This window comes from Nonomuraea sp. NPDC049695 (assembly GCF_040674955.1).
Lineage (GTDB): Bacteria > Actinomycetota > Actinomycetes > Streptosporangiales > Streptosporangiaceae > Nonomuraea > Nonomuraea helvata.
In genome coordinates, this window is sequence record NZ_JBFANV010000009.1 from 131,039 (window position 1) to 157,274 (window position 26,236).

Here is a 26,236-nt window from a genome sequence, read left to right on the forward strand (position 1 = left end):
GCCAAGCGCGACACGACCCACCAGGGCAGGAGGCGCATCCACAAGGCGGCCCGACGAAAGACGGGTGCGTCAGTCGGCCAGCCACTCCAGGATGCGCAGCGGATCGGGCAGGGGCCGGCCGTTCGGGGGCCGGAGCCAGGAGACGGGCTGCCCGGTGGGCAGGGTCGAGGGCGGCGCCAGGACGTAGCTGTCGCGGCAGTGCCACCGCAACCCGGGCGTGTCCTCGATCGTTCCCGGGTCGCAGTCGAGGTGGCACGACCACCACTCGTCCTCGTCCTCGGGATTTCCGCGCGTGGCCACGTAAAACAAGACCCGGTCGCCGTTGGCGGCGACCGGGCCGGGGTCCGCTCCGGCGTTGTCGATCCGGGTGAGGGCCGACAGGCCGAGGGCGAGCGGTACGTCGAAGACGTCGAACACACGTCCGGTGGGCAGGATCACGTTGGCTTCGGGCTCGGCCCGCCACCAGCGCGTCAGCTGGGCGGTGTCCGTCGTGGCCTGCATGTGCCAGGCGGGCGAGAGCGGATGGGCGCCAGGGTCGGGACAGCCGAGGCGGTCACAGGAGCAGGCGCGCGGCCCGTGCCGCAGCGGGTAGGCGCCCGGCACGACGGGCCAGCCCATGGCGGCGTATTCGAGCACGGCGCCGATGCGTGTCGGCCGCGCCCGTTTTCTGGTACGCCGAGCCAGTGGTACCCCCACCATGGTGTCTCCCGTCGAGTCCAGCGCCTGAGGAGATCCCGGCTCCAGGGCAGCAGTACGCACCACGCGGGACACACCAGCACTTGTTATCGCACTCTAACGCACAGGCCTCAGGAGTTGACGGGAAACCCCAAGGTTAGAGACGTCGTGCCACTTCCGTTGCCCAGTACGTGAGGATCAGATCGGCACCGGCGCGCTTGATCGCGACCAGCGATTCCATGATCATCCGATCACGGTCGACCCAGCCGTTGGCCGCGGCCGCCTCGATCATGGCGTACTCGCCGCTCACCTGGTACGCCGCCACCGGCACGTCCACCTCGTCACGGACACGGGTGATGACGTCGAGGTAGGCCAGCGCGGGCTTGACCATGACGGCGTCGGCGCCCTCGGCGAGGTCGAGCCGGACCTCGCGCAGCGCCTCGTTCAGCGGCCCCGCCGGGTCCTGCTGGTGGGTGCTGCGGTCGCCGAACTGCGGTGCGCACTCGGCGGCCTCGCGGAAGGGCCCGAAGAAGGCGGACGCGTACTTCACCGAATAGGACAAAATCGGGATATTTCCATAGCCGGCCCCGTCCAGAGCCGCCCTGATCGCCCCGACCTGGCCGTCCATCATCCCGCTCGGCGCCACCATCTGCGACCCGGCGGCCGCCTGGGCCACCGCGATCGAGGCGTACCGCTCCAGCGTGGCGTCGTTGTCCACATCGCCGGACGGGGTGAGGATCCCGCAGTGCCCGTGGTCGGTGAACTCGTCGAGGCACGTGTCGGCCATGACCACGGTCGCGTCGCCGACCTCGGCGGTCACGTCACGGAGCGCCACCTGCAGGATCCCGTCGGGATCGTCGGCGGCCGAGCCCCTGGCGTCCTTCACCGCGGGGATGCCGAACAGGATGAGACCGCCCACGCCCGCCTCCGCCGCCTCGCGGGCGGCCTTGCGCAGCGAGTCGCGGGTGTGCTGGACCACGCCCGGCATCGAGGCCACGGGCTGCGGCTCGGTGAGGCCTTCCTTGACGAACATGGGCAGGATCAGGTCGGCGGCGTGCAGCCTGGTGCCCGCCACCATCCGCCGCAGGGCGGGGCTGCGCCGCAGCCGCCGGGGTCGCGCGATGGGGTATTCGGCGCTCATTTGCCTCTCCTTCTGGCGCCTCTGCGGTTCTGCGAGGGCTTGCGCGGGGTGTCGCCCGCGGCCAGGGCCGCCTGCCGCTGCTTGGCTCCGTACTCGGCCACCGCGGCCGCCAGCGCGGACGCCGACGGCTTGTCGGCCATCACGTCCACGCGGAGCCCGAACTCCTCGGCCGTCTTGGCCGTCTGCGGCCCGATGACCGCGATCACCGTGACGTTGTGCGGCTTGCCCGCGATGCCCACCAGGTTGCGCACGGTGGACGAGGACGTGAAGAGCACGGCGTCGAAGCCGCCGCCCTTGATCGCCTCGCGGATGGGCGCGGGCGGCGGCGCGGCCCGCACGGTGCGGTACGCGGTGACGTCGTCGCACTCCCAGCCCAGCTCGGTGAGCCCGGCCACCAGCGTGTCCGTGGAGATGTCGGCCCGCGGCAGCAGCACGCGGTTGATCGGGTCGAGCATCGAGTCGTACGGCGGCCACTCGGCCACCAGCCCCTCGGAGGACTGCTCCCCCGACGGCAGCAGATCGGGCTTGACCCCGAACTCGACCAGGGCCTGCGCGGTCGCGTCGCCCACGGCCGCCACCTTCAGCCCGGCGAAGGCCCGCGCGTCGAGCCCGTACTCCTCGAACTTCTCGCGCACGGCCTTGACCGCGTTGGCGCTGGTGAAGGCCACCCACTCGTAGCGGCCGGTGACGAGCCCCTTGATGGCGCGGTCCATCTGCTGCGGCGTGCGGGGCGGCTCGACCGAGATGGTCGGCACCTCCTCCGGCACGGCGCCGTACGCGACGAGCTGCTCGGACAGGCTGCGCGACTGCTCCTTGGTACGGGGCACCAGCACCCGCCACCCGAACAGCGGCTTGGTCTCGAACCACGACAGCTTGTCACGCAGGCCCACGGCCTCGCCGACGACGATGAGCGCCGGCTCGGTGAACCCGGCGTGCTTGAGGTCGGCCTGCAGCCGGCCGAGCGAGGACACCACGGTGTACTGCTCGGTGGTGGTGCCGCCGCTGCTGACCGCGACGGGCGTGGTGTCGGGCTTGCCGCCCGCGACGAGGGCCTTGCCGATGGCCACCGCGTCGGACAGACCGTTGTAGATCACCAGCGTGCCGCGGCAGGCGGCGTGGACGGACCAGTCCTGCTCCTGCGCGGCGTCCACGACACGGAACTCGGGCACGGAGGTCGCCGGAGGGATGCCCGCGTACGTGAGCACGGCGGTCGCGGGCGGCACGCCGGGCACGATCTCGAAGTCCACCTCCGCCGCGGCGCAGGCCGCGACCTCCTCGGTGATCGAGGAGAACAGCATGGGGTCGCCCTCGCACAGGCGCACCACGAGTTGCCCCCGCTTGGCGCGTTTCACCAGGTCGTCCTCGATGACCTCGACGCCTTCACGGCAGTGGCGCAGCAGCGGGCGGTGCGTTTCGTCGCCGAGCACCACGGCGTCGGCCTTGGAGAGCAGCTCGGCGGCACGAAGGGTGAGCAGGTTGGGATCGCCGGGTCCCGCGCCCACGAACGCGACGAAACCGGAGGTTGGACTATCGGAGCTCAATGGGATTGCTCCCCCATCAATCTGTCGGCCCCTTCGGCGATCATCTCGGCCGCGAGGCGGCGGCCCAGGTTCACAGCCTCCGAAGGAGAGCCGGCGGCGGACTTGCGGACCGCCTCGCGGCCGTCGATGGAGACGACCACGGCGGTCAGGTTCAGAGTGTGCCCGTCATCGACCGCGAAAGCACCCACCGGAGCGGAGCAACCGGCCTCGAGAGCCGACAGCACGGCTCGCTCGGCGGTCACCGCGGAGCGCGTGCGCGGGTCGTCGAGCACACTCAGGAGCTCGATGAGGTCGGTCCGGTCGGACCTGCACTCCACGGCCAGCGCCCCCTGACCGGGAGCAGGCAGCAGCTCTTCTACCTCGAAGATCTGTGCGATGTCGGCCTCGCGGCCGATCCTGGTCAGGCCGGCCGAGGCCAGCACGACCGCGTCGAGCTCACCTGAGGTTACCTTGCCGATACGGGTGTCGGCGTTGCCGCGGATCGGGACGTACTCCAGGTCAGGGCGGAGCGCGCTGAGCATGGCGACCCTGCGCGGCGAGCCGGTGCCGACCCTGGCGCCCGGCGCCAGGTCGGCGAACTTGTGCGGGCCGACCAGCGCATCGCGGTGGTCGTGGCGGGCGGGGATGGCGGCCAGCGTGAACCGCGGGTCCTGCGTGGTCGGCAGGTCCTTCAGCGAGTGGACGGCGAAGTCGACCTCGCCCTCGGCGAGCTTGTCGCGCAGCGCGGTGACGAACACGCCCGTGCCGCCGAGCTGCGCGAGGTGGGTCTTGGTGACGTCGCCGAACGTCGTGACCCCGACCAGCTCGACCGCGCGTCCGGTGAGCCGGGTGTAGGCGTCGGCCACCATCTGCGACTGCGTGGTCGCCATCAGACTGCGACGGGTCCCCAGCCGCAGAGCTCCCGACGTCACAGCTCCACCTCCCTCACGGCCTCGGGCATCTTGGGATCGAGATCGAACAGCTCACGCAGCGCTTCCGCATAATGATCGCCTCCTGGGGAGGCGGCCAACTGCTTGACACGCACAGTGGGCTCGTGGAGCAGTTTGTCGACGATCCGCTGCACGGTCATGGCGACCTCGTCCCTGGCCCGCTCGTCGAGGCTCGGCACGCGCATGAGGAGGCGCCCGAGCTCGGACTCGACGACGCTCGCCGCCTTGCTGCGCAGCGCCACCACGGTCGGGGTGACCTTGGCGGCCCGCTCGGCGTTGAGGTACGCGCGCAGCTCCTCGGCGACGAGCCCGCGTACGGAGGCCACCGAGTCGCCCTCGCGGGAGCCGATGCCGGACTCCTTGATCGTCTCCAGGTCCACCAGCGTGACGCCCGGCACGGCGCGCACCGCCGGGTCGATGTCGTGGGGCAGCGCCAGGTCCAGGAGGAACGTGGGCCCGTTCAGCATGTCAGGGGTGACGATGTGGCGGCCCGCGCCGGTGCAGGTGATGACGATGTCGGCGCCGGGGAGCTCCTCGGCCATCGCGGAGAACGGCACGGCCCTGCCGCCGACCGACTCGGCGAGCCGGGCGCCGCGCTCGAACGTACGGTTGGCCACCACGATGTCGGTGATCCCGGCGCGCGCCAGCGTGACGGCGGCCAGCGAGCTCATGGAGCCCGCCCCCACCACCAGCGCCCGCCGACCGGGCAGGTCGCCCGCCAGGGCCAGGCCGGCCGAGACGAGGGAGGGGCCGGCCTTGTCGATGCCGGTCTCGTGGTGCGCCCGCTTGCCGATCCGCAGCGCCTGCTGGACCAGCTCGTTGAGGGTGGTGCCGACGGTGCCGTGGCGCTGCGCCAGCTTGAGCGCCTGGCGGACCTGGCCGAGGATCTGGCCCTCGCCCACGACCATGGCGTCGAGCCCGCACACCATGGAGAACAGGTGCTCGACGGCCCGCTCCTCGTAGTGCACGTAGAGGTGCGGCGTCAGCTCCTCGACCGGGACGCCCGAGTGGACGCCCAGCAGGCCGCTGACGGCGGTGACCGCGGCGTGGAAGCGGTCGACCGTGACGTAGACCTCGACCCTGTTGCAGGTCGAGACCACCATGGCCTCCGCGACGCAGGGATCCTGCTGCACGTCGTGCAGGAGCTTGACGAGCGCGTCGCCCGACACCGAGACGCGCTCCAGCAGGGCCACCGGAGCGGTCCGGTGGCTGAGTCCGACAGCCAGAACACTCATTGACTGTCCATCGCCATGAGTGGCCCCCCAGCCTTGCGTTGCTCGTGGAACGCGAGAATCTGCAGTTCTATAGATAGGTCGACTTTACGGACATCGACGCTTTCCGGCACAGAAAGCACAACCGGGGCGAAGTTCAGGATGCTGGTCACGCCCACGGAGATCACGCGATCGCATACTTCCTGCGCCGCTGCCGCCGGTGTCGCCAGAACCACGATCGAGACTCCGCGCCGCTTGATGACGGCTTCAAGTTCGTCGATGTGTTCAACATTCAACCCCGCGATGGTGTCGCCCACGACTTCGGGGTCGGCGTCCACAAGCGCTGCCACCCGGAAGCCTCGGGAGACGAAACCGCCGTAGTTGGCCAGCGCGCGGCCGAGGTTACCGACTCCGACGATCGCCACCGCCCAGTCTTGCGTCAGGCCCAGCTCACGGGAGATCTGGTACACGAGGTACTCGACGTCATAGCCTACGCCCCGGGTGCCGTATGAGCCCAGGTGTGAGAGGTCTTTGCGCAATTTGGCGGAATTGACCCCCGCCGCCACGGCGAGGTCCTCGGAGCTGACGGTCGCGATGCCCCGCTCGGCCATCCCGTGCAGCGCCCGGAGGTACAACGGAAGCCTGGCGACCGTCGCCTCGGGGATACCGCGGTCACGGGATTGGGACGGGCTCTTCACGGGCCGGAGCTCCAGGGGACGGGCGGCGTGGGGGCCGCGGGAACGGAATCGAACCGTCTTTCAGGTTAATCCCTTTGTGAACCGATGCACAAAGTCGCAGGGGTCCCGTGTGCCCACGCAGGGGTAGCTTGTGCGGTATGCATCGCATCACCTTGCTCGGCAAGCCCGGCTGTCACCTGTGTGAGGACGCGCGTGAGGTCATCGCCAGGGTGGCGGGCGAGCTCGGCGTGCCCTGGGAGGAGATCAGCATCGAGTCCTCCGAGGAGCTCCAGGAGAAGTACTGGGAGATGATCCCGGTCACGCTGATCGACGGCGTGCAGCACGACTTCTGGCGGGTGGACGAGGCCCGGCTGAGGCAGGCCCTCAGTACATAGCCGTCGGCAGCGGCACCACCTTGGCGGCGTTGACGTTCAGCTCGATGACGTTGGTGGCCAGCACCATCGACTGCCGCTCGTTGACGAACCTCTCGACGTGCGGCTGGCGCTGGTGGTCGCGGTAGGCGACCTCGTCGCGGTAGAGCTCGTAGACGATGCGCTGCAGGGGGGCCGACTTGACGGAGTGGCAGGCGTACACGAGGGTGTCGGGCTCGCCGCGGCGCACGGCCTCGACGGTCGCCTCGGCCAGCCGGTCGAACGCCTCCCCGGCGCCGTCCATGATCGTGAAGACGGTGAGCAGGCCGTAGATGTTCGGCGAGGGCTTGCCGGAGCCCGGCTGCTGCTGCTGAGCGGGCGAGAACATCTCGGCGCCCGGATAGACCGCCCCCGTCGCCGGCATGGCGTAGTCGGGGCGCTGGGGGGCCGGCGCCTGTCCGGCGGGCGTGCCGCCGTTCATGATGTAGCCGGTCGCGGGTCCCGCGTCGGGCGGCGGCGTCATGCGCGCGGCGTAGTCGACCTCCTTGTCGCCCGCGCGATATTCGGCCACCAGGTCGCCCAGCCCCGTCGCCCTGCGCGGCGGCGAGGGAGGCAGCCCAGGACCACCGGGACCACCAGGGCCACCGGGACCGCCAGGGCCACCGGGGCCGCCTGGCCCGGGCTCGGACATGCCCATGTGGCTTGCCTGGGGCTGCGCGGGCCGCTCCTCGCGGTGCTGCGCACGCTCCTCGCGGCGCTGAGAGCGATCGTCCCGGCGCGAGGGCCTCGGGTCGCGGTCGGAGTCGAAGTCGTCCTCGTCGTCGTCCTCGTACGGCGCCAGGGGCCGCAGCACGGTGTACCAGACGGCCGCCCCGGCGACGACGAGCAGCACAGTGGTGAACAGCGGGGCCACCGTGAACCTCATCGCGCCCACGAGCGCCAGCCCCGAGGGGACGATGACCGCGACCGCGTGCATGTTGTCGGTGTCGTACTCGTCGCCCTGGCGCCACTTGAGCCCGGCCATCACGAGCATCGCCAGCATGATCAGCCCGGCGACGGCGTGCACGCCGATCAGCAGGTAGCCAGGGAAGATCCCCCAGAAGTTCGAGCCCGCGGGCAGCACCTTGCCCGCCACCTCGGCCTTGAGCGGGTCGAAGATCATGATCGTGCCGGAGACGACGGTCAGCGCGATGCCGAACAGCCACGCCAGGAACCTCGGCGGCACCTGCTCCACCAGCAGCTGGATCAGCCCGACCGCCAGCCAGAGCGGCACCAGCATCGACCCGGTCACCTGGTAGAGGCGGAACGTCACCTCGCCGAACCCGAAGATGTAGCCGACGCCGATCACGCCCAGTGAAACGCACAACGACGCGACTGCAACGGTCCAGGCGATCAACCACCCCTCCGACTCGTCGCGAAGCCGTTGGATCAGGGCGCCGGCGGCCACCGCGGCCATGAGCGCACCGGCGAAAGCTATGACAGCAACGAGGATCTCCATGGTGACTCCAATGCTGCCGGACTATGCCTCCAAGCCGGTAGCCGAAGAGGGAAGGGGCCGGATGACACCGTATCCGGCGATTACGCCTAGTCATGCCAGCAAGCTGTGGATTGTGGAATTTCCGGTTGATTTCTAGAGTGTTCGAGCACGCCGCACCCCTTACCCGTAGGGATACCGGATGCCTGACTCGTCACCGTTCGCCGGGCTGCTTGCGCCAGCGGTCGCTGCGCCTGCCCGGACGGGCGAGCCCGCCGTGCGCGAAGAAGTGCCCGACGACATCCGTACGCTGGTGCTGGATGCCAAGAGCGGATGCACGGATTCCTTTGGCACGCTCTACGACCGGTACGTGGACCTCGTCTATCGCTACATCTACTTCCGGGTGGGGTCGCACCAATTAGCCGAGGACCTCACCAGCGAGACCTTTCTGCGCGCGCTGCGCAGGATCAGCGACTTCACGTGGCAGGGGCGTGATTTCGGCGCCTGGCTCGTGACCATCGCGAGAAATCTGGTCACCGACCACTTCAAGTCGGGGCGCTACCGGCTGGAGATCCCGACAGGCGAGATCATCGACGTCCCGCTCGACGGCTCGCACATTCCGGAGAACGCCGTGGTCAACGCCATCATCAACGACCGAGTGCTGCGTGCCGTCCGAGATCTCAATCCCGAACAGCAGGAATGCGTGGTCCTGCGCTTCCTGCACGGCCTCTCGCTCGCGGAAACCGCGCTGATCATGGGGAAGAAGAGTGGAGCGATCAAAGCGCTGCAGTTCCGCGCCATTCGGGCACTGGCCAGGGCGCTCAAGCACGACCTGGCGTAACCTCCTCCATTCGCACCTCGTTAGTCAGATGTCACTACCGGATCCGTCAGGGAGCTGTCATGGGTAGGGCGCGCATTCGGCGGGAGCGCCTGCTCGAGCACCTCACGGAGCTGCGCGGCCTGCCTCTCGGCGGCGCCCCCGAGCCCGCCTTCCGCGAGCGCCTGCGGACTCAGCTCCTCTCCGGCGAGCTCCCGTCGGAGGAGCCGGAGGCGGCCGAGCACCCGCGCCGCCGCGCGGCCCACCGCCGGCCGCTGCTGTCACAGCTGGCCACGGTGGGGCTGGCGGCGGCCATGATGGTCTCCTCGTTCGCCACGTACCAGTCGGTGCCGGGAGACACCCTCTACCCGCTCAAGCGCGCCGCGGAGACCACGCTCGTACGCCTCAGCAGCGACGACGCCGAACGCGGCGAGCGCGAGCTCGACTCTGCCAAGACCCGGGCCAGAGAGGTCGCCACCCTGCTCGGCTCGTCCGAGGACGGCCCGCTGGTCAGCAAGACGCTGAAGGACATGGAGGAGTCCACGCGCTCGGGCATCAGCCGCCTGGAGCGGGCGGAGCCGCGCTCGGGCAAGATCAAGAAGTTCGCGCGGGACCAGAAGAAGGTGGTCGGGCCCATGCTCACGCAGCTCGACGACTCTCAGCTGGCCCAAGCAGAGGGATACCTCGACTACATCGACGGTCTGGCCGCGCCTCACTAGCCCCGTCCTGCTTCGCAGGAAAGACAGGGCCTTCGGCGGCCGCTCTGTAAGCTGAGGCCCATGTGGCGGCTATTTCGACGACACCAGGTGGAGCCAGAGGCCGCCGGCGAGGCCGCGGCTCGGGCGGCGGTCACGGTCGCCCCTGTCGAGCCGGACCTCCAGGCGGCGGCCTTCTTCGACGTCGACAACACGATGATGCGCGGGGCCTCGATCTACCACTTCGCCCGCGGGCTGGCCACCCGTGGCATGTTCACGACGTCCGACCTGCTGAAGTTCGCCGTCGGGCAGGCCGTGTTCCGGCTGCGCGGCAACGAGAACCCCGAGCACATCGCGGTGGCCAGGGAGACGGCGCTGGCGTTCGTCGCGGGGGCCAAGGTCGACGACGTCGTACGCCTCGGCGAGGAGATCTACGACGAGGTCATGGCCGACCGCATCTGGGGCGGCACCAGGGCGCTCGCCCAGAGCCACCTGGACACCGGCCAGCGCGTCTGGCTCGTCACCGCCACGCCCGTGGAGCTGGCCCGGGTCATCGCGCAACGGCTCGGCCTGACGGGCGCGCTCGGGACTGTCGCGGAGACCAGCGACGGGGTCTACACGGGGCATCTGGTGGGCGACCTGCTGCACGGGCCGGCCAAGGCCGAGGCGGTGCGCGCGCTGGCCCGCCGCGAGGGCCTCGACCTGACCCGCTGCACGGCCTACAGCGACTCGGCCAACGACCTGCCCATGCTCTCGCTGGTGGGGCAGGCCGTGGCCATCAATCCCGACAGCGAGTTGCGGGAGCACGCCAGGAAGCACGACTGGCCGATCAAGGACTTCCGCACCGGCCGCAAGGCCACCCTCACGGCCCTGCCCATCGCCGCCGGCGTGGGCGCGGTCGCGGGGGGCGTCGCGGCCGGCATCGCCCTGCGCCGCCACTATCGCGGCCAGTCGTGACCCATCAGCGAAGTTGCTTGAACAGCTGCTCGGCCTCCGGCTGCTTCCACGCCACCCGGTTCTTGTCCTCCGGGTGCGGCGCCCACGGCACCGTCACCAGGGACAGCTTGGTCCGGGACAGCTCGGTGGCCAGTTCGTACATGGACTCCACACTCAAGTCGGTCTTGACCGACTTGCGCACCATCCCCAGGAAGGACTTGAGCCGGTCGGGTGAGGAGAACCCCGATCGGGCCTTCTTGAACATCGCCATCACGAGCCCCTGCTGCCGCTTGATCCGCTGAACGTCGGATCCGTCGCCGTACTGCCGCAGCCGCACGTACCCGAGCGCGGCCTCCCCGTTCAGCAGGCTCTTTCCCGCGGGCAGGTGGAGCTTGGACGCCTTGTCGTTCACGGCCTCGGGCAGCGTGACCTGCACGCCCCCGAGCGCGTCGACCATGCCCTTGAAGCCGGCGAAGTCCACCTCCACCGAGTGATTGATCCGCAGCCCGGTCAGGGACTCCAAGGTCCGCTTGAGGCAGTCGGCCCCGCCGGTGTCGTACGCCGAGTTGATCATGTCGGTCCTGGCGGGCGACGAGCCGCAGCGTGGGATCGCGACCATGGAGTCGCGTGGGACGCTGACCGCCGTGGCCTGCCCGCGGTCGGCGGGAACGTGGACGATCATGATGGTGTCGGAGCGCTTTCCCCCACCCTGCCTGGCCAGCATGGGGCCGTATTTGGCGTTCCCCTCCCCCTGCCTGGTGTCGGAGCCGATCACCAGGATGTTCCGCGTGCCGCTCATGTCCACGGCCTGCGACCCGGCGGGCGGCGCGGCCGTGTGGCGGTCGGCGATCAGGACGGTGGGCACGGCGACGGCGGTGGCCGTGGCGGCGGCCACGAGCCCGGCCGTCCACCAGGCCGTCCAGCGGCCCGTCCAGCGGCGCCGTGGACGGGCGTGCAGCAGGCGCTCGCGCTGGCGGACGAGCGTCGCGGGCGGCTCGTGCCCCAACTCCCCTCCGAGGTCCCGGAGCAGCTTCAGGTCGTCCATCGTCACTCCTCCTCCATGGGATTGGTGTCGCCGAGCGCGGCCCGCACCTTCCGCCTGCCCCTGTTGAGGCGGGAGCGCACGGTACCGACGGGGATGCCGAGCGCCCGCCCGACCTCCTCGTACGTGAGATCGCCCCAGGCGATCAGCAGCAGCACGTCGCGGTCCTTGGCGGGCAGCGCCGCGAGCGCCCCGGCCAGCTCCGCGCGGACGGCCTGTGCGGTGACCCCGGCCGCCACCCGGTCGGCGGGCGACTCGACGTCGGAGTCCACAGGGGCGCGCAAGAAGGCGCGGTAGCGCGCGGCCTCCTTGCGGTGGTGCCGGGAGATGAGCTTGGTGAGAATGCCGAAGAGCCACGGCCGGGCGTCCGGATAGGCCAGGTCGTAGCTCTTCCTGCGCGAGAAGGCGATCAGGAACGTCTCTCCGACGAGGTCCTCGGCGGGCTCAGGGCCGAGGCGTTTGGAGACGTACCTGTAGAGCATGGCGGAGTAGCGGTCGAAGAGCTCGGCGAACGCCTCGGGTTCTGTCCACGAGGCGCTCACGAGCTCGGAGTCCGCACCCCTGGTGGTGGCGGGTTGCGTGATCATCTCCGCCCTTCTGTGGGGGATCGGTCACGGATGTCTTGCCGCAACCCGCCACCGGGGTTCACGCGGGAGAGATCAGAGCTCCTTGAGCTGCCCTCCGTCGATCACGAACTCGGCGCCGGTCGTGCTGCCCGAGCGGGGCGACACGAGCAGCGCGACCGCGTCGGCGATCTCCTGCGGGTAGATGAGCCGCCCGGTGGCGAGCTTCATCATGGCAGGGGCGACCTCGGAGATCACGCTCTCCTTGTCGGAGCCCGCCAGGCCCGCGAAGACCTCGGCCGCGCCGCCCTCCTTGGTCCACCAGTCGGTGAGCACCGCGCCGGGCGTGACCGTGTTGACCCTGACGCCCTGGGGGCCGTACTCCTCGGAGACGGCCTTGCCGACGTGGGTCAGTGCCGCCTTCGCGGCCCCGTAGTCGACGTTCGTGGGCCCGGGCTGCTTGCTCAAGGTGGAGGAGACGTTGACGATCGAGCCGCCGCCCCGCTCGACCATGAGGGGCACGGCGGCGCGGATCATGCGTACGGCCGCGAACAGGTTGAACTCGAACATCGCGCGCCAGTCGTCGTCGCCGGGGGTCATGAAGCCCATCCGCGGCAGCGTCACGCCGGGCGGCGGGCCGCCGGCGTTGTTGACCAGGATGTCGACCCCGCCGAACTCCTCCACGGCCCGCGCCACGACCCGCGCGGGCGCCTCGGGGTCCATCAGGTCGGCGGCCACGTGCACGACCTTGTCGGGCCATTCGTCCGAACGGGTCCGCGAGACGGCCACGACGTGCGCGCCCTCCTCGGCCAGGGTGCGCGCGACAGCCAGGCCGATGCCCTTGGACGCGCCGGTCACGACGGCGACGCGGCCGGAAAGTTGAAGATCCATGGGGATGTCCTTTCGGTGGTCAGCAGAGCGAATCCTCCTTTGAACACCGAAAGGCCCCCGCCGGTTTCACAGCAGCGGCGGAAAAGCGTGCCCTCTTCGCAGCCGCAGCTCGTTCAGCATCTGCTGGATGACCTCGCGTACGTGGTCGGTGAGGTTGAACACCAGCATGGGATCGTCGGCCGCCGACGGCTCGTACTCGTCGGTGCGGATCGGCTCACCGAACTCGATCATCCACTTGGACGGCAGCGGCACCAGCCCGAGCGGCCCCAGCAGCGGGAAGAACGGCGTGATCGGCAGGTAGGGCAGCCCGAGCAGCCTGGCCAGGGACTTCAGATCGCCGATCTTGGGATAGATCTCCTCGGCCCCCACGATCGCGGTGGGCACGATCGGCACCCCGGCGCGGATGGCCGAGGCCACGAAACCGCCGCGGCCGAACCGCTGCAGCTTGTAGCGCTCGGTGAACGGCTTGCCCACGCCCTTGAACCCCTCGGGGAACACCCCGACCAGCTCGCCCTTGCGCATCAGCCGGTCGGCGTCCTCGGGGCAGGCCAGGGTGTGGCCGGTCTTGCGGGCCAGGTGGCTGAGGACCGGAAGCTGGTAGACCAGGTCCGCGCCGAGCAGCCGCAGCGGCCTGCCGGCCTCGTCGTGCATGGCCACCTGCAGCATCAGCGCGTCGAGCGGCAGCGTGCCCGAGTGGTTGGCGACGACCAGCGCCCCGCTCTCGTCGGGCAGGTTCTTCAGCCCGACCGTCTCCACCCTGAACCATTCGGTGTAGAGCGGCCTGATCAGCTCGAGGATCACCTTGTCGGTCAGCTCGGCGTCGTAGCCGAACTCGTCGACCTCGTAGTCGCCTTCGACCCGACGGCGCAGGAAGGCGAGCATCCTGGCCACGCGGTCGGGCTTCTCGAACGACGGCGCCGCGCTGATCGGGATCACGCGGGCACCCTCATGCGCAACACTCAACTGCGCACACCTCCGAACGGATGGAGGCCGCGCGAGCGCAGGAAGTCGTCGAACGCCGCCCCGGTCGTGAACTTGGGCTTCCAGCCGAGCTCCGCCTCCAGCGCGGAGGTGTCGACCGCGCGGCCATGGCACAGCAGCCTGACCTGCTCGGGCGAGTATTCGACCAGCCCGATCCTGCGTGCGGTGTCGCCCAGCGCCTTGAAAGCGGGCGAGGGCAGCGGCATGGAGAACCGCCCCGCCCGCCTGGCGCACTGCGACAGCAGCAACACGCCTGCCCCGGCCACGTTGAACGTGCCGGGGTGGTCTTCGGTCGCCATCCGGCGCAGCACCTCGACCGCGTCGTCCTCGTGGACGAACTGCAGCCGCGGGTCGAAGCCGAACACGGTCGGCAGCACCGGCTGGGTGAAGTAACGCGTCAACGGCGAGTCGACGCCGGGTCCCATGAAGTTGGCGAAGCGCAGCATCGACACCGTCACGTCGGGCCGACGCCGCGCGAAGCCGCGTACGTAGCCCTCCACCTCGGCCGCGTCCTTGGCGTAGCCGTGGGTGGGGCCGTCCGGCGGCTCCAGGTCCTCGGTGAACACCGCGGGGTCGCGGGGCGACGAGCCGTAGACGGCGGTGGTGGAGCGCACCACCACGCGCCGCACGGTCGCCGACCGCTGGCAGGCACCGAGCAACTGCATGGTGCCGATGACGTTGTGCTCCTTCATCGCGGCCCTGCCACTGCTCCTCGACGGAGCACTGACCAGGCTCATGTGCACAACGGTGTCGATGTCCGCAGCCGCGATCACCTGAGCGATGTCAGGGCTGCGCAGATCCACCCGGACGAACTCAGTCCGGCCGAGAGAGATGCCGCCGTCCCGCGTCAGCGAGGGGGGCGGCACGGTGTCAACTCCTATGACGCGGCTGATGTCCGGGTCGGAAGCCAGAACGCTCGCCACCCGGGCGCCGATGTGGCGCGAGACCCCGGTGACAAGCACGGTGTGGGTCATCAGCGCCTCGCAGTTGCGTAAGTTACTTCTTGTTACGCCGCTGGATGCGCGTCTTCTTCAACAGCTTGCGGTGCTTCTTCTTAGCCATCCGCTTGCGGCGCTTCTTGATCACAGAGCCCACGGGACCCCCAGGTGCTGGTAGCAAGTCTTAACGGAGTGCGAGCGCACACCGGCTCACAGACTACCGGCGATGGGCGGTAGATCGCCCCACCGGGGGGTGAGAGCCCGGTCGCGTCTTACGACGGCCGGGCCTCGCCCGCGACAGCATTCACGACGTGACGGGTCACGTCGCTACTTCAACCTGCCTCGATGTAGGCCTCCCGCAGATAGTCGTGTACCGCCTGCTCAGGCACTCTGAACGACCGGCCGACACGGATGGCCGGCAACTCGCCAGAGTGGACGAGCCGGTACACCGTCATCTTGGACACCCTCATGACCGTCGCGACTTCCGCCACAGTCAGGAACTTCACCTCACTGAGAGGTCTTTCGCCTGCACCCATCGGACGCCTCTTCCGCACGTGGTTTCCGGGTTATCCCCACTGGTGCCATTGCTCACGCACGTGTACTGCCGTCAGCGTAAGTCGGGACTCCGGGTGCGCAAACCCCCTAGTTTCTCAGTCGCCGGAGCCACCTGTCAGCGGAACCAGCGAAATCGCTGGCCAGCAGCCGGGCCGAGCACCTCACTTGGACGTTGGAACTGTCCAAGTTGCCACACATAAGAGTCGCCGGAGCGCCATCAAAAGTTGGCAAAGGGACAGCGAGCCTCTTGGAATGCGGGCGCGAAAAGACCGTATCGGTAGGACCGATTTCGACTCAAAGGGCTCGTGAGACCTGAGTGACGAGCCGCTCTGTCAGCGGAGCGTAAAAACGTGGTAGCACGTTGTCATCAAGTGGCACGACCACGTCGATCTTGCCCTCGGCCTCGCCGAGGAACAGACCCGGGTCGTTGCAGTCGGCGAACGCCACCGTGTGCGCACCCGCCTCTCCCGCCGCTCCCGCCCAGCCGTGGTCGCCGATCACGAGGTCGGGGAGCTCCCCGCCGAGCTCCTCGATCATGCGGCGCATGGGGGCGGCGTCGTGGGTGTGCACGAACGCGCCCCTGTCGTCGAGCATGGCGATGTCCTGCAGATAACGAATCTTGCGCCGGCGTCCGAAATTGGATCCGGAGTAGGCCCATCCCTCGGCAGGAGTGAGCAGCTCGGCCCCGCGCTCGGCGCACAGGCGCGCCAGCGGCAGGTGCACGGCGAGCAGCCCGGTCGGGTGGCCGGTGGCGAACAGGACGCGCGGGCGCTCCCGCGACAGCACGGCGGCGATGGCCTCGGCCATGTCGTCGAGCGCGTCGATCGTCAGGTCGGGGTCGATGGTGTCCTGGCCCCAGCGGTGGTCGGGATCGGACACCACACCCGCGGACTTGGCCATGAGCGCCAGGACGTCGCGGTACGACCACGGCTGGTCGAAGGTCAGGCCCAGCTTGTAGTACGGGTCGCCGTTGGCGAGCGAGCTGTAGTGGTCGAGGTTGTTCTCGCGGGGAGTCGCGACGTCGCCGGCTATCCGCGTGTGGACAAGATGCTCTCTAAGTTGGTCGCGGCTCAGCACAGCTTCTTCCTCGTCAGGGCATTGGATCGAGGCCGTGCAGGGGGAAGACCGCATGTCGGGTCGCCATGATCGCACGGTCAATGGGGTCCGCTGGGTCATAACCACCGGACAGGTCGCGAAATTCCGGATTGCGACCGTCCGTCATCGTCAGCGGCGGTGTCTCGCCCGTACGTTCCCTGACGAACTGGCGCCAGCTCTGGCTCGTGGGGGTGTCCGGGTCGATCGGGTGGCCCGCCAGCTCGGCGATGAGATGGGTCCACGCCCGCGGCACCACCTGCACCAGCTCGTAACCGCCACCGCCGGTGGCGATCCACCGGCCGCCGGCCGTCTCGTGGGCCAGGCGGTGCAGGGCGGCGTACGCGGCCCGCTGGCCGTCGACGCTGAGCATCAGGTTGGCCAGGGGGTCGAGCGCGTGGCTGTCACAGCCGTGCTGGGTGACCAGGATCTCCGGCCTGAACTCGTGCAGCAGCGGCGGCACGACCGCGTGGAAGGCCCGCAGCCACCCCGCGTCGCCGGTCCCCGCCGGGAGCGCGACGTTGACGGCCGTCCCGTCCGCGCCGGTCTCCTCGGGGAAGCCGGTGCCGGGGAACAGCGTGCGCGGGCTCTCGTGCAGGCTGATCGTCAGGACCCTCGGGTCGTCGAAGAAGGCCGCCTGCACGCCGTCGCCGTGGTGGACGTCCACGTCCACGTACGCGATGCGGCCCGCCCCCTGCCTCAGCAGCCACGCGATGGCCAGTGCGGGATCGTTGTAGACGCAGAAGCCGCTGGCCGTGGCGGCCATCGCGTGGTGCAGCCCGCCCGCCACGTTGACCGCGTGCTCGGCCGTCCCCTCCCAGACGGAGCGGGCGGCGGCCAGCGACGCGCCGGCGATCAGCGCGGAGGCCTCGTGCACGCCCTTGAACGCGGGGTTGTCCTCGGTGCCGAGCCCGGCACCGAGGTCGGGCTGCCCGGAGGCGGACACGCGTTTGACGGCCTCGATGTAGGCGGGCCGGTGGACCATGGACAGCTCGGCGTCGGTCGCGGGCGCGCAGCCGGTCACCTCGACCTTGTCGAGGACGCCGAGCGCGCGGGCGAGCGCCATGGTCAGCTCCACCCGCACGGGGGCGAGCGGATGGCTCGGGCCGAAGTTGTAGGAGGTGAGAGCGTCGTCCCAGATCACCCGTGCCGACCTGCTCATCCCGTCTCCTCTGTGTGCCCTCGCCTTGGGGCCGACGTTACCGCAGCGCAGACGCCTCGCTGTAGGCGGTGATCCGCAAATTTCGTGACTTAGTGTCTTGGGCGTGCGGCGAACCTTCCTCAAGATCGTGCGCTTCTTCAGTCGCCCTCGGGTCTTCGACACGACGTTGGTGATCGTGTTCACCCTCCCAGCCGTGCCCGCGCTGCCCTTCATGATCGCCGGCGGCGAGGTGAGGGGCGTGCTGATCATGGTGAGCTACCTGGCGGGCATGGCGCTCCTGCTGATGCGGCGCCGACGGCCCATTGTGACTGTTGCGCTGGTGGCGGCGGTGGACGCCGTGAGCATCGCGACGCAGCTCGTGACATTCGTCCCCCCGTCCTCCGCCATCGCGTGCTACAGCTTGGGCCGATACACCGCCGGCCGGGCGACCCTGATCACCTCGGCGGGGGCCTACGCCGTCTACGCGACGACCATGGAGCTGTTCTGGCGCGCGAAGGGCGGCTGGCTGGCCGCGCTGTTCGCCATCTGCGTGCCCGTGGGCATCGGGCTGATCGTCCGGCTGAAGGCCGAGCTCGCCGAGCGGGGCAGGCGCGAGATCGCCGACGCCGCCGTGCGTGCCGAGCGGCGGCGCATCGCCAGGGAGCTGCACGACGTGGTCGCCCACCACATCACCGTCATCAACGCCCTGGTCGGCGGCGCGCGCGCCACGCTGCCGCCCGGGCAGGAGGTCACCAGGGACGCGCTGGAGAGCGCCGAGCAGACCGCCCGCCAGGCCATGTCCGAGATGCGCCGCCTGCTCGACGTGCTCAGGGCCGACGGCAGCGAGGGACCCGATGCCGCGACCGGGGTGGGCGCCGACCGGCTGCCCTCGCTGATCAAGGAGGCGAAGACGGCGGGGCTGCCGGCCAGCCTGACCGTGACGGGAGAGCCCGTAGAGCTCCCCGCGGCCGTGGACCATGCCGTCTACCGGATCGTGCAGGAGGCGCTCACGAACACCCGCAAGCACGCGGCCAGCGCCAGGGCGAGCGTGCGGCTGACGTACGGGCCCTCGGCCGTGGAGGTCGAGGTGGTGGACGACGGGCTGGCGGCGGGGGGCGGCGCGCCGGGGTTCGGGCTGGGCGGCATGGCCGAACGGGTGGCATTATGCGGCGGCCGACTCTCGACCGGGCCGCGCCCAGAAGGCGGTTTCCGCGTGCACGCCCGCATTCCCTTGGAGACGACATGATCAGGGTTCTGCTGGTGGACGACCATGGACTGGTCCGCAAGGGGTTCAAGCTGATGCTCGACGCGCAGCCCGACCTCGGAGTGGTCGGCGAGGCCGGGGACGGCGCGGAGGCAGTCGAGCTGAGCAGGCGGTTGCGGCCGGACGTGGTGCTGATGGACCTGCACATGCCGGGCCTCGACGGGGTGCGGGCGACCGAGCTGATCACCGCGGAGCTGCCGGAGGTGCGGGTGCTGGCGCTGAGCACGTTCGACCTGGACGAGAACGTGGTGGCGGCGCTCAGGGCGGGCGCCGGCGGGTTCCTGCCCAAGGACGTCTCCCCCGAGGAGCTGATCGAGGGCGTGCGCGTGGTCCACCGGGGCGAGTCGGCCGTCGCGCCGCGCCTGCTGAGCCGGCTGATCGGCACGTTCGTACGGGCTTCCAGCAGGAGACCCGTGCCCGCCGAGCTGGCCGGGCTGACCGAGCGCGAGCGGGAGATCCTCGTGCTCATCGCCCGCGGCCGCTCGAACACCGAGATCGCCGCGGAGCTGTCCGTCTCCCCCTCCACCGTCAAGAACCACGTGACCAGCCTGTTCGCCAAGATCGACGCCAGGGACCGGGCGCAGGCGGTGATCGCGGCCTACGAGGCCGGGCTGATCCGCCCAGGAGAGTAGGACCAGGCTCCTAGATCGCCTCGCGGGAAACGGTCCCCGCGCAGGAAGAAACCGGGCGCGGCCGACGGCACGCTCAGATCATGACCGCGATCCGCGCAACGAACCTGAGCAAACGCTACGGCGCCACCGCCGCAGTGTCGGACCTGTCGTTCGACGTCAAGCCCGGTCAGGTGACCGGCTTCCTGGGCCCGAACGGAGCCGGCAAATCCACGACCATGCGCATGATCCTCGGCCTCGACCGGCCGTCCGGCGGCTCCGTGCTCGTGGACGGGCGGCCGTACGCGGAGTTGCCGCATCCCCTGCGCAAGGTCGGCGCGCTGCTGGACGCCAAGGCCGTGCACGGCGGACGCAGCGCGTACAACCACCTGCTGGCCATCGCGCAGAGCAACGGCATCCCCGCGAGCCGCGTGGACGAGGTGCTGGACACCGTGGGGCTGCGCGAGGTGCGCAAGCGGCGGGTCGGCGGCTTCTCGCTGGGCATGTCGCAGCGGCTGGGCATCGCCGCCGCGCTGCTGGGTGACCCCGAGATCCTGATCTTCGACGAGCCCGTCAACGGGCTCGACCCCGACGGCATCCTGTGGATCCGCACGTTCATGCGCAAGCTGGCGGCCGAGGGCCGCACGGTGTTCGTCTCCAGCCACCTGATGAGCGAGATGGCGCAGACCGCCGACCACCTGATCGTGATCGGCAAGGGGCGGCTCATCGCCGACACGAGCGTGCGGGAGTTCATCGGGCGCAGCTCCCAGGGGTACGTACGGGTCCGCTCGCCCCGGCTGGCCGAGGTGGCGGAGCTGGTCAAGGTGGGCGAGCTCCACCCCGACCACCTGCGCGTGACCGCGATGAGCACGCTCGAGATCGGCACGCTCACCGCTCGCGCCGGGATCCCGCTGGAGGAGCTGACGTTCGTGCAGCCGTCGCTCGAAGCGGCCTACATGGAGCTGACCAAGGACAGCCTGGAGTTCTCGTCATGATCGACATCCTCAGGTCCGAATGGACCAAGATCCGCTCAGTCCGCTCCACGGTGTGGACGCTGGGTGTCACCGCGCTTCTGATGGTGGGCATCGCCACACTCATCAGCGGCTCCGCCAAGGGCTCGGGCGACGGGCCCATCCCCGCCGACTCCGCGATCGCGATGGGTCTGATCGGCAGCATGTTCGCCTCGCTGTCCATGGCCACGCTGGGCGTCCTGGTGATCTCCAGCGAGTACCGCACGGGCGGCATCCGCACGTCGCTGATGGCCGTGCCCAGGCGCATGAGCCTGCTGGCCGGCAAGATCGTGGTGTTCACGGCGGTGTCGCTGGTGGTCTGCACGGTCGCGTCCGGCGTCTCTCTCCTCGTCAGCCTGACGATCACGCAGCCGCCGTCGCTCGAGACGGGCGCGGTGGTGCAGGCGGTGGTGGGAGGCGGCCTCTACCTGACCGCCTGCGGCCTGTTCGGGCTGGGGCTCGGCACGCTCGTCCGGCACACCCCGGGCGCGATCGTCTCGGCCATCGCGCTGATGCTGGTGCTGCCCCAGCTGACCAGCGCGTTGCCCGGGCGGTGGGGCAAGACCGTGTCCGACTACTTCACCACCAACGCGGGCTCGCAGATCGTGATGGGCCGAGGGGACAACTCTCTCGGGCCGTGGACCGGATTCGGCGTCTACCTCGCCTGGATCGCTGTCGCCGTGATCGCGGGGGCCGTACTGATGCAGAAGCGGGACGCCTGAGGTCACTCGGCGCGGAGGGCGATGACGGGGTCCAGTCTGCCCGCCCTCCGCGCCGGGGCCACGCCGAAGAACACCCCGACGGCCGCCGACACCCCGAACGCCAGCGCGATCGACCACCACGTGATCGACGCGGGCACCTCCGTGAACGCCGCGATGGCCACCGACCCGCCCACCCCGAGCGCGATCCCGATGAACCCGCCGATCGTGGTCAGCAGCACCGCCTCGATGAGGAACTGGGCGAGGATGTCGCGCTGCCTGGCTCCCAGAGCCTTGCGCAGCCCGATCTCGCGGGTGCGCTCGCGCACGCTGACCAGCATGATGTTCGACACCCCGACGCCGCCCACCAGCAGCGAGATGCCCGCGATGGCGGCCAGCACGCCGGTGAGCATGCCGAGCACGCTGCCGATCGTGCCGAGCAGCGCGGTCTGCGTGACCGCCGAGAACTGCTCGCCCGGGTACCGCGCCCGCAGCGCCGCCGTCACCTTGTCCGAGAGCGGGTCGATCTCGTCGGGCCCGGACGCGCCGACCGCGAGCCCGTTGATCCGCTCGATCCCGAGCAGCCGCTGTGCCGTCGTCACCGGGATGTGGATCTCCTGGTCGCGCGAGAGCCCGAACGTCTGCCCGACCTCGGCGTACACGCCCACCACCCGGAACCTGGCCCCGGCCACCGTCACCTGCCGCCCGATCGGGTCCAGGTCGCCGAACAGCCGGTCCGCCACCTGTGATCCCAGCACCGCCACCCTGCGCCGGGTGTCCACGTCGGTCTCGCTCAGCGGGCGCCCCTTGTCCAGGGGACGGTCGAAGATGTTGACGAGGTTCTGGTCGGTGCCGATCACCGTGACGAACGCCTCGACCCTGCCGACGCGTACGGTCTCGCCCGACTGCAGCGAGACCGTCACCTTCGACGGGTCGCCCACCACCCGCCGGACGTAGGCGACGTCGGCCAGGCCGAGCTTGCTCTGCGTGGGGGCCGCGCCCAGGCTGATGCGGCCGGGTACGACGAGGATGATGTTGGTGCCGAGGCCCGAGATCTGCTTCTCGATCTCGTCCTTCGCGCCCGTGCCGATGGCCACCAGGATCACCACGGCGAGCACGCCGATGATCACGCCGAGCATGGTCAACGCGCTCCGCAGCCGGTTGACGCGCAGCGCTTCCAGCGCCATCACGAACGACTCGCTGGACTTCACACGGTGTCCTTCTCGATCAGCCCGTCCCGTACGTGGATCTGGCGACGGGCATGGGCGGCGATCTCGGGCTCGTGCGTCACGAGCACCACGGCCACCCCGCCCTCGCCGTTGAGCCGGTCGAGTATGGCCATGACCTCGGTCCCGTTGGCGGTGTCGAGGTTGCCCGTGGGCTCGTCGGCCAGCAGCACCTTGGGCTCGCCGACCAGGGCCCTGGCGATGGCCACGCGCTGCTGCTCCCCGCCGGACATCTGGGACGGCCGGTGCTCCAGGCGGTGGCCCAGCCCGACCGCCTCCAGCGCCGCGCGGGCCCTGGAGCGCCGCTCGGCCCGGCCGACACCCCGGTAGACCAGCGGCAGCGCCACGTTGTCCAGCGCCGAGGTCCTGGCCAGCAGGTGGAACGACTGGAAGACGAAGCCGATCGTCTTGTTACGCAGCTCGGCCAGCTCGGTGTCGGACAATCCGGATATCTCCACGCCGTTGACCCTGAGCACGCCCGAACTGGGCCGGTCGAGGCAGCCGAGCAGGTGCATGAGCGTCGACTTGCCGGAGCCCGACGGGCCGACGATGGCGGCGAACTCGCCCTGGTCGATCCGGAGCGTCACGCCACGCAGCGCCTCCACGGCGACGCCGTCGAGCTGGTAGCGCCGGGTGAGGTCCACTGCCTCGATCGCGGGCGTCATGGCAGCCGCTGCCCTTGCCGTACGGAGTCCGCCCCCTTGACCACGATCCGGTCACCTACGGACAGCCCGCTCAGCACCTCCACCACGGCGTCGCCCTGGGCCCCGAGCTTGACCACGCGCCGCTCGGCCACGCCGTTCCTGATCGCCCAGACGACGCTCTCGCGCCCGCTGGAGACGATGGCCGAAGCAGGCGCCGAGACGGCGGACGGCGACTCGCGCACGGTCAGCCGCGTGACGGCGCTCATGCCCGGCTTGGGCGTGGGCGCCTCGGAGCCGTCGTCGAAGGCGCCGGGGCCGAGCGTGAGCCGCACCGGGTAGCTGACCCCGCCCGTGGTGCCCTCCATGGGGGTGACGCCGATGCCGGTCACCACGGCCGTGTACGTGGCGCCGGGCACCGCGTCCAGCTCCACGGCGGCCCGCACCCCCTTGTTCACCAGCAGGACGTCCGTCTCGTCCACGTCGGCGTCCAGGGTGAGCCTGGAGACGTCGGTGACGGTGACGATCGAGTCGCCCGCCGAGACGGGGACGCCCGTCGCGACCGGGCTGCCGGACGCCGAGCCCGTCGAGGGCACGGACGGCAGCTGCTGACCGCCGCCGGGGAGCTGGCTGAGCAGCCCTTCCACGCCGCTCGGCATACCGCCCCCGCCCGAGGCGCGGCCGAGCGTGACGACGCCGGCGAACGGCGCCTTGATCGTGAGCGACTTGACCGCGCTCTCCGCCGCCTTGAGCGCGGCCTTGGCCTGTGACTTCGACGCGGCCTGCAGCGAGGCCATCGAGCCGGCCAGGCCGCTGGTCACGCCGGACAGCATCCCGCTGATCGAGCGGTTGAGCTGCGCGGTGATCGAGGCCAGTGCCCTGGTCTGTGCCTTGTGCTGGGCCTGCGCCAGGTCGATGGCGTTCAGGAGCTGCCTGCGCACCCCGGCGTCCGCGACCTTCCTGGCCTCCTTGCGGGCCCTGGCGAAGTGGGCGGCCACCTTGCGGTCGAACGACCTGGTGTCGAACGACGGCAGCCGCACGGCGGGGGTGGCGAAGCCCACGGGCGTGGCCGCCTTGGAGGCCTGGCGGGCCTGCTTGAGCCGGCTCCGGGCCTCGGGCGAACTGATCTTCGCCAGGATCTCGCCCTTGCGCACGTGGTCGCCCTCGCGGACGTACAGCTTGGCGATCGTGCCCTGGGCGGGCGAGCGCAGGGTCGCGGAGGCACGCGCGCCGATCGTGGCGGGGGCCTCGACGACCTCGGTGACCGGGCCCCGCCTGACCTCGCCGACCTGGACGTTCGGCGGTTCCTCCGAGGTGCAGCCGGTCAGTGCGAAAAGGACGAGCAGCGGCGCGATGCCGCGACGTAACGTCACCCGACCCATCGTAGGAGCGGGGCCGTCCGGCCTCTCAGCCGGAGGCGAGCTGGCGCCCCCGGTCGCGGGCGGCCTCGATGGCGGCCAGGAACGCGGCCCGCACGCTGTGCCGTTCGAGCTCGGCGATGGCGGCGATCGTCGTGCCGCCCGGCGAGGTGACGGCCTCGCGCAGGATCACCGGGTGCTCGCCCGAGTCGCGCAGCATCACGGCGGCCCCGACGATGGACTGGATGACCATGTCGAGCGCGGCGGCCCGCGGCATGCCGAGCAGGATGCCCGCGTCGACCATGGCCTCGACCAGGTAGAAGAAGTAGGCGGGGCCGCTGCCGGAGAGCGCGGTGGCGGCGTCCTGCTGGGACTCGGGGATGCGCAGCACCTTGCCGACCGGGCTGAGCAGGCCCTCGGTGAGCTCGAGGTGCTCCTCGCCCGCGTGGGCGCCCGCCGAGATCACGCTCATCGCCTCGTCGAACCTGATCGGCGTGTTGGACATCACCCGCACCACGGGCACGTCCACGCCGAGCCGCTGCTCCACGAACGACGTCGTGATGCCGGCCGCGGCCGTGATCACCAGGCGGTCGTCGGGCACGTAGGGGGCGATCTCGGCCAGCAGTGTGGCCATGTCCTGCGGCTTGACGGCCAGGATGAGCGTGTCCGCGACCTTGGCGGCCTCGGAGTTGGAGACGGTGCGCACGCCGTACGTCTCGCGCAGCGCCTGCGCCCGCTCGGCCCTGCGGGTGGTCGCCATGATGTCGTCGGGCTTGAACCCGGCGCGCAGCAGCCCGGACAGCAGGGCCTCGCCCATCTTTCCCGTGCCCAGAATCGCAATCACGCTGGCAGCCTACCGTCGCGACAGCAGTGACCTGAGGAAGAAGGCCAGGTTGCGGGGGCGCTCGGCCAGGCGGCGCATGAGGTAGGCGTACCAGTCGGAGCCGTAGGGGACGTAGACGCGCATCCTCGCGCCCTGGCCCGCGAGGCGGAGCTGCTCGTCGGGGCGCACGCCGTACAGCATCTGGTGCTCGTAGCCGGTCACGTCGCGGCCCTCGAGCACGGCCAGCGTGGAGGCGATGCGGACCATTCTCGGGTCGTGGGTGGCGACCATGGGGTAGGCGGTGCCCGCCATCAGGATCCTCAGGCACCGTACGAACGAGCGGTCGATGTCGGCGGGCCTGCTGTAGGCCCCCGGAGCGGTGTACGCGCCCTTGCACAGGCGCACGCGGGCCCCGGCGAGGCTCTCGCAGCGCTCCAGCGCCTCCGGCAGGTACGCCTGCACCACCACGCCCACGTCGGGATGGTCCCCGCGCAGGGCGGTGTGCACGGAGTGGAGGCCGGGGATCGTGTCGTGCTCCTCGGCGTCGAGCGTCACCGTGACCCCCCTGGCCGCGGCCGCCCGGCAGATCGCGGCGGCGTGGTCGAGCGCGAGCCCCTCCGACAGCCGCAGGCCGAGCGCGGTGAGCTTGACCGAAACGTCGGCGCCCGCGGGCAGCAGGCCGAGCAGCCGCAGGTATTCGGCGACCGCCGCCTCGGCCTGCGCCTGTTCCGTCACCTCCTCGCCGAGATGGTCCACGCTGACGAGCAGCCCCTTGCAGGCCAGCTCACCGATCACGGCGCCTACGTCGTCCGCGACATAGCGCCTGACCACGTCGGCGGTCAGCCGGGAGGTGGAGATGACGCGCTCGGCGCGTTCGCTCTTGGAGACTGCGAGGAGAGCCTGACGGAGCACGCGAACCACACTAATCGCCGCCGGAT

29 protein-coding genes are annotated in these 26,236 nt (G+C 70.3%); 8 read left to right on the plus strand and 21 right to left on the minus strand.

Features of this window, described 5'->3' with window-relative positions; translation table 11 throughout:
* Positions 1-69: 69 nt before the first annotated feature.
* The 6 genes from AB0J64_RS11305 to AB0J64_RS11330 all read right to left on the minus strand — a co-directional run bounded on the left by AB0J64_RS11305 (position 70) and on the right by AB0J64_RS11330 (position 6,195).
* Positions 70-699: a bifunctional DNA primase/polymerase gene (locus AB0J64_RS11305; RefSeq protein ID WP_364024180.1), complete on the minus strand. Its 630-nt coding sequence runs from the start codon at positions 697-699 to the stop codon at positions 70-72.
* Positions 700-832: 133 nt separating this feature from the next.
* The gene (hemB, locus tag AB0J64_RS11310; RefSeq protein ID WP_364024183.1) at positions 833-1,816 is read right to left on the minus strand and encodes a porphobilinogen synthase; all 984 of its coding nucleotides are present in this window, start codon (positions 1,814-1,816) and stop codon (positions 833-835) included.
* Positions 1,813-3,357 carry a bifunctional uroporphyrinogen-III C-methyltransferase/uroporphyrinogen-III synthase gene (locus AB0J64_RS11315; RefSeq protein WP_364024186.1) on the minus strand — a complete coding sequence of 515 codons (1,545 nt, stop codon included), beginning with the start codon at positions 3,355-3,357 and terminating at the stop codon, positions 1,813-1,815. Before AB0J64_RS11315 ends, hemB begins: the two co-directional genes overlap by 4 nt.
* Positions 3,354-4,268, minus strand: coding sequence for a hydroxymethylbilane synthase (hemC, locus tag AB0J64_RS11320; RefSeq protein WP_364024189.1), 915 nt, complete (start codon positions 4,266-4,268; stop codon positions 3,354-3,356). Before hemC ends, AB0J64_RS11315 begins: the two co-directional genes overlap by 4 nt.
* Positions 4,265-5,521, minus strand: coding sequence for a glutamyl-tRNA reductase (locus tag AB0J64_RS11325; RefSeq protein ID WP_364024192.1), 1,257 nt, complete (start codon positions 5,519-5,521; stop codon positions 4,265-4,267). Before AB0J64_RS11325 ends, hemC begins: the two co-directional genes overlap by 4 nt.
* Positions 5,518-6,195, minus strand: a complete 678-nt coding sequence (locus tag AB0J64_RS11330; protein WP_357597216.1) for a redox-sensing transcriptional repressor Rex — start codon at positions 6,193-6,195, stop codon at positions 5,518-5,520. The genes AB0J64_RS11325 and AB0J64_RS11330 overlap by 4 nt, the downstream gene beginning before the upstream one ends.
* 137 nt (positions 6,196-6,332) lie before the next feature.
* On the opposite strand from AB0J64_RS11330, the gene AB0J64_RS11335 reads away from it, so the two are divergent.
* Positions 6,333-6,569: a glutaredoxin family protein gene (locus AB0J64_RS11335; protein WP_364024195.1), complete on the plus strand. Its 237-nt coding sequence runs from the start codon at positions 6,333-6,335 to the stop codon at positions 6,567-6,569.
* Here AB0J64_RS11335 and AB0J64_RS11340 read toward each other — a convergent pair.
* A complete protein-coding gene (locus tag AB0J64_RS11340; protein WP_364024198.1) occupies positions 6,559-8,043 on the minus strand; it encodes an antibiotic biosynthesis monooxygenase in 1,485 nt (494 codons plus the stop codon). The two genes, AB0J64_RS11335 and AB0J64_RS11340, sit on opposite strands and share 11 nt — an antisense overlap.
* Before the next feature lie 178 nt (positions 8,044-8,221).
* Between AB0J64_RS11340 and AB0J64_RS11345 the strand changes: the two genes are divergently transcribed.
* From AB0J64_RS11345 to AB0J64_RS11355, 3 genes are read left to right on the plus strand one after another with little or no spacing between them, the layout of a single operon-like run.
* Positions 8,222-8,860 (plus strand): sigma-70 family RNA polymerase sigma factor, encoded by a 639-nt coding sequence (locus tag AB0J64_RS11345; RefSeq protein WP_364024201.1) that lies wholly within the window; start codon positions 8,222-8,224, stop codon positions 8,858-8,860.
* Between the two features lie 59 nt (positions 8,861-8,919).
* The gene (locus AB0J64_RS11350; protein WP_364024204.1) at positions 8,920-9,555 is read left to right on the plus strand and encodes a DUF5667 domain-containing protein; all 636 of its coding nucleotides are present in this window, start codon (positions 8,920-8,922) and stop codon (positions 9,553-9,555) included.
* 60 nt (positions 9,556-9,615) lie between these two features.
* Positions 9,616-10,488, plus strand: coding sequence for an HAD-IB family hydrolase (locus AB0J64_RS11355; RefSeq protein ID WP_364024207.1), 873 nt, complete (start codon positions 9,616-9,618; stop codon positions 10,486-10,488).
* 4 nt (positions 10,489-10,492) lie between these two features.
* On the opposite strand, the gene AB0J64_RS11360 is transcribed toward AB0J64_RS11355, so the two are convergent.
* From AB0J64_RS11360 to AB0J64_RS11400, 9 genes are all read right to left on the minus strand, one after another.
* Positions 10,493-11,512, minus strand: a complete 1,020-nt coding sequence (locus tag AB0J64_RS11360) for an LCP family protein (RefSeq protein ID WP_364024210.1) — start codon at positions 11,510-11,512, stop codon at positions 10,493-10,495.
* A gap of 2 nt (positions 11,513-11,514) precedes the next feature.
* Entirely contained in the window at positions 11,515-12,096 is a 582-nt protein-coding gene (locus AB0J64_RS11365) for a sigma-70 family RNA polymerase sigma factor (RefSeq protein ID WP_364024213.1), read from the minus strand.
* 72 nt (positions 12,097-12,168) lie between these two features.
* Positions 12,169-12,963 (minus strand): oxidoreductase, encoded by a 795-nt coding sequence (locus AB0J64_RS11370; protein ID WP_364024216.1) that lies wholly within the window; start codon positions 12,961-12,963, stop codon positions 12,169-12,171.
* Positions 12,964-13,029: 66 nt separating this feature from the next.
* Positions 13,030-13,899: a lysophospholipid acyltransferase family protein gene (locus AB0J64_RS11375; protein ID WP_364024218.1), complete on the minus strand. Its 870-nt coding sequence runs from the start codon at positions 13,897-13,899 to the stop codon at positions 13,030-13,032.
* Positions 13,900-13,922: 23 nt separating this feature from the next.
* The gene (locus AB0J64_RS11380; RefSeq protein WP_364024221.1) at positions 13,923-14,918 is read right to left on the minus strand and encodes an NAD-dependent epimerase/dehydratase family protein; all 996 of its coding nucleotides are present in this window, start codon (positions 14,916-14,918) and stop codon (positions 13,923-13,925) included.
* Between the two features lie 22 nt (positions 14,919-14,940).
* Complete coding sequence (locus AB0J64_RS11385; protein ID WP_018654693.1) at positions 14,941-15,039, minus strand: AURKAIP1/COX24 domain-containing protein; 99 nt, start codon at positions 15,037-15,039, stop codon at positions 14,941-14,943.
* Between the two features lie 175 nt (positions 15,040-15,214).
* Positions 15,215-15,418, minus strand: a complete 204-nt coding sequence (locus AB0J64_RS11390; protein ID WP_026214222.1) for a helix-turn-helix domain-containing protein — start codon at positions 15,416-15,418, stop codon at positions 15,215-15,217.
* Between the two features lie 313 nt (positions 15,419-15,731).
* Entirely contained in the window at positions 15,732-16,514 is a 783-nt protein-coding gene (locus AB0J64_RS11395) for a phosphatase (protein WP_364024224.1), read from the minus strand.
* A gap of 13 nt (positions 16,515-16,527) precedes the next feature.
* Positions 16,528-17,691 (minus strand): acetoin utilization protein AcuC, encoded by a 1,164-nt coding sequence (locus tag AB0J64_RS11400; RefSeq protein ID WP_364024227.1) that lies wholly within the window; start codon positions 17,689-17,691, stop codon positions 16,528-16,530.
* A 103-nt stretch (positions 17,692-17,794) separates the two neighbouring features.
* On the opposite strand from AB0J64_RS11400, the gene AB0J64_RS11405 reads away from it, so the two are divergent.
* The 4 genes from AB0J64_RS11405 (at position 17,795) to AB0J64_RS11420 (ending at position 21,274) form a co-directional block, all read left to right on the plus strand.
* On the plus strand, positions 17,795-18,916 hold the full coding sequence (locus AB0J64_RS11405; RefSeq protein WP_364024230.1) for a histidine kinase: 1,122 nt from the start codon (positions 17,795-17,797) through the stop codon (positions 18,914-18,916).
* Positions 18,913-19,566 carry a response regulator transcription factor gene (locus AB0J64_RS11410; RefSeq protein ID WP_364024233.1) on the plus strand — a complete coding sequence of 218 codons (654 nt, stop codon included), beginning with the start codon at positions 18,913-18,915 and terminating at the stop codon, positions 19,564-19,566. The genes AB0J64_RS11405 and AB0J64_RS11410 overlap by 4 nt, the downstream gene beginning before the upstream one ends.
* Positions 19,567-19,646: 80 nt before the next feature.
* The gene (locus tag AB0J64_RS11415) at positions 19,647-20,537 is read left to right on the plus strand and encodes an ABC transporter ATP-binding protein (RefSeq protein ID WP_364024236.1); all 891 of its coding nucleotides are present in this window, start codon (positions 19,647-19,649) and stop codon (positions 20,535-20,537) included.
* Positions 20,534-21,274: an ABC transporter permease subunit gene (locus tag AB0J64_RS11420; RefSeq protein WP_364024239.1), complete on the plus strand. Its 741-nt coding sequence runs from the start codon at positions 20,534-20,536 to the stop codon at positions 21,272-21,274. Before AB0J64_RS11415 ends, AB0J64_RS11420 begins: the two co-directional genes overlap by 4 nt.
* Positions 21,275-21,276: 2 nt before the next feature.
* Here the strand turns inward: AB0J64_RS11420 and AB0J64_RS11425 are convergent, their stop codons facing one another.
* From AB0J64_RS11425 to AB0J64_RS11445, 5 genes are read right to left on the minus strand one after another with little or no spacing between them, the layout of a single operon-like run.
* Positions 21,277-22,461: an ABC transporter permease gene (locus AB0J64_RS11425; protein ID WP_364024242.1), complete on the minus strand. Its 1,185-nt coding sequence runs from the start codon at positions 22,459-22,461 to the stop codon at positions 21,277-21,279.
* Entirely contained in the window at positions 22,458-23,141 is a 684-nt protein-coding gene (locus AB0J64_RS11430; protein ID WP_364024245.1) for an ABC transporter ATP-binding protein, read from the minus strand. Before AB0J64_RS11430 ends, AB0J64_RS11425 begins: the two co-directional genes overlap by 4 nt.
* Complete coding sequence (locus tag AB0J64_RS11435) at positions 23,138-24,490, minus strand: HlyD family efflux transporter periplasmic adaptor subunit (RefSeq protein WP_364024248.1); 1,353 nt, start codon at positions 24,488-24,490, stop codon at positions 23,138-23,140. Before AB0J64_RS11435 ends, AB0J64_RS11430 begins: the two co-directional genes overlap by 4 nt.
* A gap of 34 nt (positions 24,491-24,524) precedes the next feature.
* Complete coding sequence (gene proC, locus AB0J64_RS11440; protein ID WP_364024251.1) at positions 24,525-25,319, minus strand: pyrroline-5-carboxylate reductase; 795 nt, start codon at positions 25,317-25,319, stop codon at positions 24,525-24,527.
* 9 nt (positions 25,320-25,328) lie between these two features.
* A complete protein-coding gene (locus AB0J64_RS11445; RefSeq protein WP_364024254.1) occupies positions 25,329-26,210 on the minus strand; it encodes a proline dehydrogenase family protein in 882 nt (293 codons plus the stop codon).
* Between the last annotated feature and the right edge of the window lie 26 nt (positions 26,211-26,236).